Source organism: Lacticaseibacillus boliensis (genome assembly GCF_054784775.1).
In genome coordinates, this window is sequence record NZ_BAAIHN010000067.1 from 1 (window position 1) to 5,093 (window position 5,093).

The window sequence follows — 5,093 nt, forward strand, 5'->3', positions numbered from 1 at the left end:
TGCTTGAAGAACAGTTAGTAATTGGAGGTTTCTTTCATAAAATTGACGACGCTCTCGCTCTTCATCAACGTAAGTATGAAAACTTACAGGCAGTAAAAAAAGAATTATTGAAAAGAATGTTCGCTTCTGACAAGAAGCCAGTCCCTGATTTTCGATTCAATGGATACACTAACGATTGGGAACAGCGTAAGCTTGGAGAGCTTGCGGATATTGCACGGGGAGCATCACCACGCCCGATCCAGGATCCAAAATGGTTCGATGATTCTTCTCAAGTCGGTTGGCTTCGTATCGCAGATGTAACTGAACAAAATGGACGAATTCACCACCTGGAACAGCATATTTCAAAACTTGGCCAAGAGAAAACACGCGTATTGGCTAAACCACATCTGTTGCTCAGCATTGCGGCCACGGTCGGGAAGCCAGTAGTGAACTATGTGAAAACAGGGGTCCATGATGGATTTCTAATCTTTTATGATTTAAAAGCAAACCGTGAATTTGTGTACCAGTGGCTAGAAATGTTCCGACCACTTTGGCAAAAGTATGGTCAACCGGGAAGTCAGGTAAATTTGAATTCTGAATTAGTTAAACAGCAACCGATTCCTTTACCTTCGAATGATGAGCAAGAAAAGATTGTTAATATTCTTACCAGCTTGGATGACACTATCGCTCTTCATCAACGTAAGCTCGAAGACCTCAAACAACTAAAGAAAGTCCTTCTGCAGAAACTGTTTGTATAGTTCGACTTTTTCAGTACGGCGAACACATCTCAACGAAACAGGAGGGGGAGCATGTATGGCAGAAAATAAATTTGAAGATGCAGTGATCGAGAAGCTAAAGAATGAGGGGTGGACTTATCGCAAAGACCTTTCCGGTGTGACGGCGCCGCACCTGTGTGACCATTGGCGAGAGATTCTAAATCAGAATAATGCAAGAAAACTGGATGGCAAGGAACTCACAGACGGCGAATTTGCACTGATTAAGCAGGAAGTTGCCAAGAACAAGACACCGTATGACGCGCAGTTGATGTTAGCCGGTTCCGGCGGAGTCGGTACGGTGCCGTTGTTACGTGAAGATGGCACCAAGTTAGAAATTGAAATCTTCTACGGAGATGAAGTGGCCGGTGGCCGCTCACGTTATGAGATCGTTAACCAGATCACCTTCACTGACTTGCCATATACCCTCAGCAAGAAACGCCGCATCGACGTGATGCTACTGATCAATGGGTTGCCTGTGGCACACATTGAGGAGAAGGACGAATCCCTTCAGAATCAGTGGAACGCCTTCGAACAGCTGCAGAAGTATGATGGCGACGGGATGTACACTGGCCTGTTCTCATTTGTGCAGGTGCAGTTCATCTTGTCACAACATTCAGCTCACTACTTGGCACGACCACGAAGCACTGAGGATTATAATAAGGACTTTTGCTTTGGTTGGCGCGACGACAACGGCAAGGACGTTACGGATACCATGACCTTCATTCACCAGGTAATGGGGATTCCAGCGCTACATCGGCTGGTCACCGTCAACATGATCCCTGATGCATCTAATGACAACTTGATGGTCATGCGCTCTTATCAGATTCAAGCAACGCGCGCGATCCTGGATCGGATGCGTACAATGGATGCCAACGGCTTGATTGAAAAAGAAGGCGGGTATGTGTGGCATACCACTGGCTCCGGTAAAACGGTCACTTCTTTCAAAGTTGCGCAGTTATTGGCAGCGATGCCGCGTGTGCGCAACGTCTTGTTCATTGTCGATCGCGTCGATCTGATTAACCAGACCTTCGAGAACTTCAAGTCGTATGCTTATAAGACGTTTGAAGATCGGATTCAGGTGGTGAAGGGATATGAACTCAAGAAGGCACTCAAACATAGAAATGCAGCCTCACACATTTTCCTGATCACGGTACAAGGTTTGGATAAAGCGGTAAAAGCAGGCCTGACCTCCGATGAGCGCAATGTCATTCTGATGGATGAGGCGCATCGTTCGGCCAGCGGCGATACCGTGAAGCGAATCAAGGCGGCTTTCCCTAAGACCACATGGTTTGGCTTTACAGGCACGCCGAATTTCTATAGCGATGAAGTCAATGATGTGACCACGTCGCGAGCAATTTCTACTTATGACGTTTTCGGCAAACGCCTACACCGATATACCATCAAGGACGCGATCGGCGATGGCAACGTGTTGGGCTTCGATGTGACCTATAGTACGGTGGATGTGGAAGCTGACGCCAACAATGAATGGACGGAAGAGGAACTTGAGCGAGAGGTCTACACGTCGCTTCCTTATCGGCAGGAAGTGGTTCAAGATATTCTCAATCAGTGGGCCGACGACCATTCTGGTCCGATTGAGATGGGGGTTCGCCAGCCCAATCAGTTCCATGGGATCTTTGCGGCTTCTGGCAAACAGGCAGTTGTGGCCTACTACAATCTGTTTCGAGAGATGGCACCAGAGCTGCGGGTGGCGATGACCTATTCGCGTGATGAGGCGAATGGTGTCGGTAGTTCAGATTTGCAGGCCGCCTTGAAGCAAGCGATGACAGACTATACTGCCTTCTTTGGCACACAAGATTTTCTCAACAGCCCCAATCCGGAACGCGACTACCTGAACGATATCACGAAGCGGTTGGCCCACAAGAAGCCCTACAATCATCGGCTGACCGCCGCCGAAGAGGCTACGATGCCGCAACGCCTGGACCTGGTGATCGTTTCTGATCAACTCTTGACGGGGTTTGATGCCAAGTATGTGAACGTGATCTACTTAGACAAACTACTGAAGGAAGGTATGCTGATTCAGGCAATGTCACGGACCAACCGCACCATCGACAAGAACGCGAAGCCGCACGGGAAGGTGCGCTTCTTCCGTAAAGGCGAGTTGATGGAGGAGAATGTCCGCAACGCATTGATTATCTATACCAAAGGTGGCAACGACACGATCGAAGACGCCAAGAATCAGCCTGATGATTCTGAGCAACAAGACTTATTCGATGATGATATTCTGGCGCCTAAGATGGCAACACAGATCAACGACTTGGCACCGAAAATCGCGCGTTTGAAAGCAATCGCAGGGGATGACTTCAGCCAGACGCCGCGTTCTGAGAAGGAACAACTTGAATTTGCTGTCATCGCTGCCGAAGTGAATCAGAAGGTCCAGCGATTGGTCCAGCAAGGCTACGCTTTTGGCTCGGCAGTCGATGACTTCGATGAGAAAGGCAAACCAACTGGTGAGAAAGTCAGGTTGGCTATTCAAGACAAGGATCGCTTCAGTGCGCTCCAGGCGCGGCTCAACGATGTCAACGAACTACTCCCTGATGATAAGAAAATCGACCTGACCAATATCAAAGTCGCAATTGATCTGTACAACCACGAGATCATCGACTACGACAAGCTGGTTGAGCTGTTGAACACCTATATCGACGATACGATTCCGACTAACCGTGATGCGGTTGAAGATCATATCACACCGATGGATGATGATAACCGGTCGGAGATCGAAGATATCCTAGATGGGATCGAAAGCGGTGATTATACTGAACACTTTGATACAGATTCCCTTCAGCACGCGCGCCGCACCATCCGCACGGAGAAGAAGGAATTGAAGATAAGACGCTGGTCTGCTGACAATGATTACAACGGAAACGCAATCATGGAAGCATATGATTGCTATTTGCCAGGCGTTGGCCTAAATGACAACCCGAAGCTGAAGGATCGTATTGACAAGATTGAAGAGTCAGAGAACTTAGGATTCTTTGAAACCGCTGACTTCGAAGACGGGTTATTGGCGTTCTTTTCCGAATTGAAGTGAGAATCAGTCTAGAAAACGTCGGAAAGGCCTTTTTCTTGCTGAACTTATCCTTGCAAAACATACAGCGCTTTATCGAAATCCCCGACCGTTATCCTGCATGTAGCAGTGGTAACAATCGGGGATTTATTTGACGAAAATGATTCATTTTAGACTAACGATGCACATGATCGACAGGCTAGACCAGCCCAGATAGGAACCGCATTGCCTTGTCGGTATCTTGGCTTTCTAATTCTTGAATGATATGGAGATAGGTTTGCTGAGTCGTCGTCATGTTGGAATGGCCGAGTCTGCGGGCCACACTCGCAATCGTTACGCCAGCGAATAGGAGTAGAGATGCATGGGTATGGCGAAGCCCATGAATGGAGATTACTGGTACGCCAACATTCTCACAGTGTTTGCGAAGTTGGTTGTTGACCGTGGAGTTGAAGACTCTGCCATTAACAAATATTGGTTCATCCTCTGGCAGATCTTTGACAAGCTGGGAGAACTGGGTAATTGTCTGCCAGTCGATTTGGATTCGGCGCTTTGAGCTGAAGTTCTTAGTTGGCTGAAAGCCACCGTTAGCTGATTTATAGTTCCAAGTTTGCTTGATATTCAGTGATTGGTGCGTGAAGTCAAAGTCTTTTGGGGTCACGGCTAACGCTTCAGCAAAGCGCAGTCCAGTTTTGGCAACTAGAAGGAGGAACCAGTCCCAGTTCGGTGTATCGCTAAGGTCCAGATCTGAAAGTACTGCATGTAGTTCAAACTGATTGAGGTATTTTGCCTTTTTCGGCACAGGGGCCATTCCTTTAACGACGATTTTGCGGGTTGGATCGGTTTTGATTAGGCCCTCATCGAACGCATCTAACAGTGCACTTCGCAGGTGGTGATGAAAGGCGAGTACGGTCTGGCGTTCATGGTTGTCGGCAAAAAGGTTAAGTAATTGTTGGTAGGTTTTACGGTCGATCTGATTGAGCGTAAGTGTCGGTGCGAGTGCAATTAGATGATGATAGGTCATGTCGTATTTCTGCAAAGTGACAGTGCGAACCGCACCAACTTTGTAAAGTTCGTACCATTCTTTGAAATAGCGATAGAAGAGTGAACTCTTTGTGATGGTAGTTTCCATTGTATAGCCTCCGAAATATTTAATTGATGAAATCCGTTCATCGCTCATACTGTAATTCAAAATCGATAGGTAATGAAATAATGTAATTTCGGAGGTGGAAGGGAAAAATACTTACGTTGATGAAGAGCGAGAGCGTCGTCAATTTTATGAAAGAAACCTCCAATTACTAACTGTTCTTCAAGCG

Annotated in this window: 2 protein-coding genes and 1 pseudogene; 2 read left to right on the forward strand and 1 reads right to left on the reverse strand. The window is 47.2% G+C overall.

What is annotated here, in order from left to right:
• Positions 1 to 116 precede the first annotated feature (116 nt).
• Positions 117 to 731, forward strand: a pseudogene (locus tag ACYVRB_RS14040) (restriction endonuclease subunit S); the annotation flags it as partial.
• Positions 732 to 792: 61 nt separating this feature from the next.
• Positions 793 to 3,804, forward strand: coding sequence for a type I restriction endonuclease subunit R (locus tag ACYVRB_RS14045; RefSeq protein WP_461216041.1), 3,012 nt, complete (start codon positions 793 to 795; stop codon positions 3,802 to 3,804).
• Positions 3,805 to 3,979: 175 nt separating this feature from the next.
• Here the strand turns inward: ACYVRB_RS14045 and ACYVRB_RS14050 are convergent, their stop codons facing one another.
• Complete coding sequence (locus tag ACYVRB_RS14050) at positions 3,980 to 4,909, reverse strand: site-specific integrase (protein WP_125706722.1); 930 nt, start codon at positions 4,907 to 4,909, stop codon at positions 3,980 to 3,982.
• Between the last annotated feature and the right edge of the window lie 184 nt (positions 4,910 to 5,093).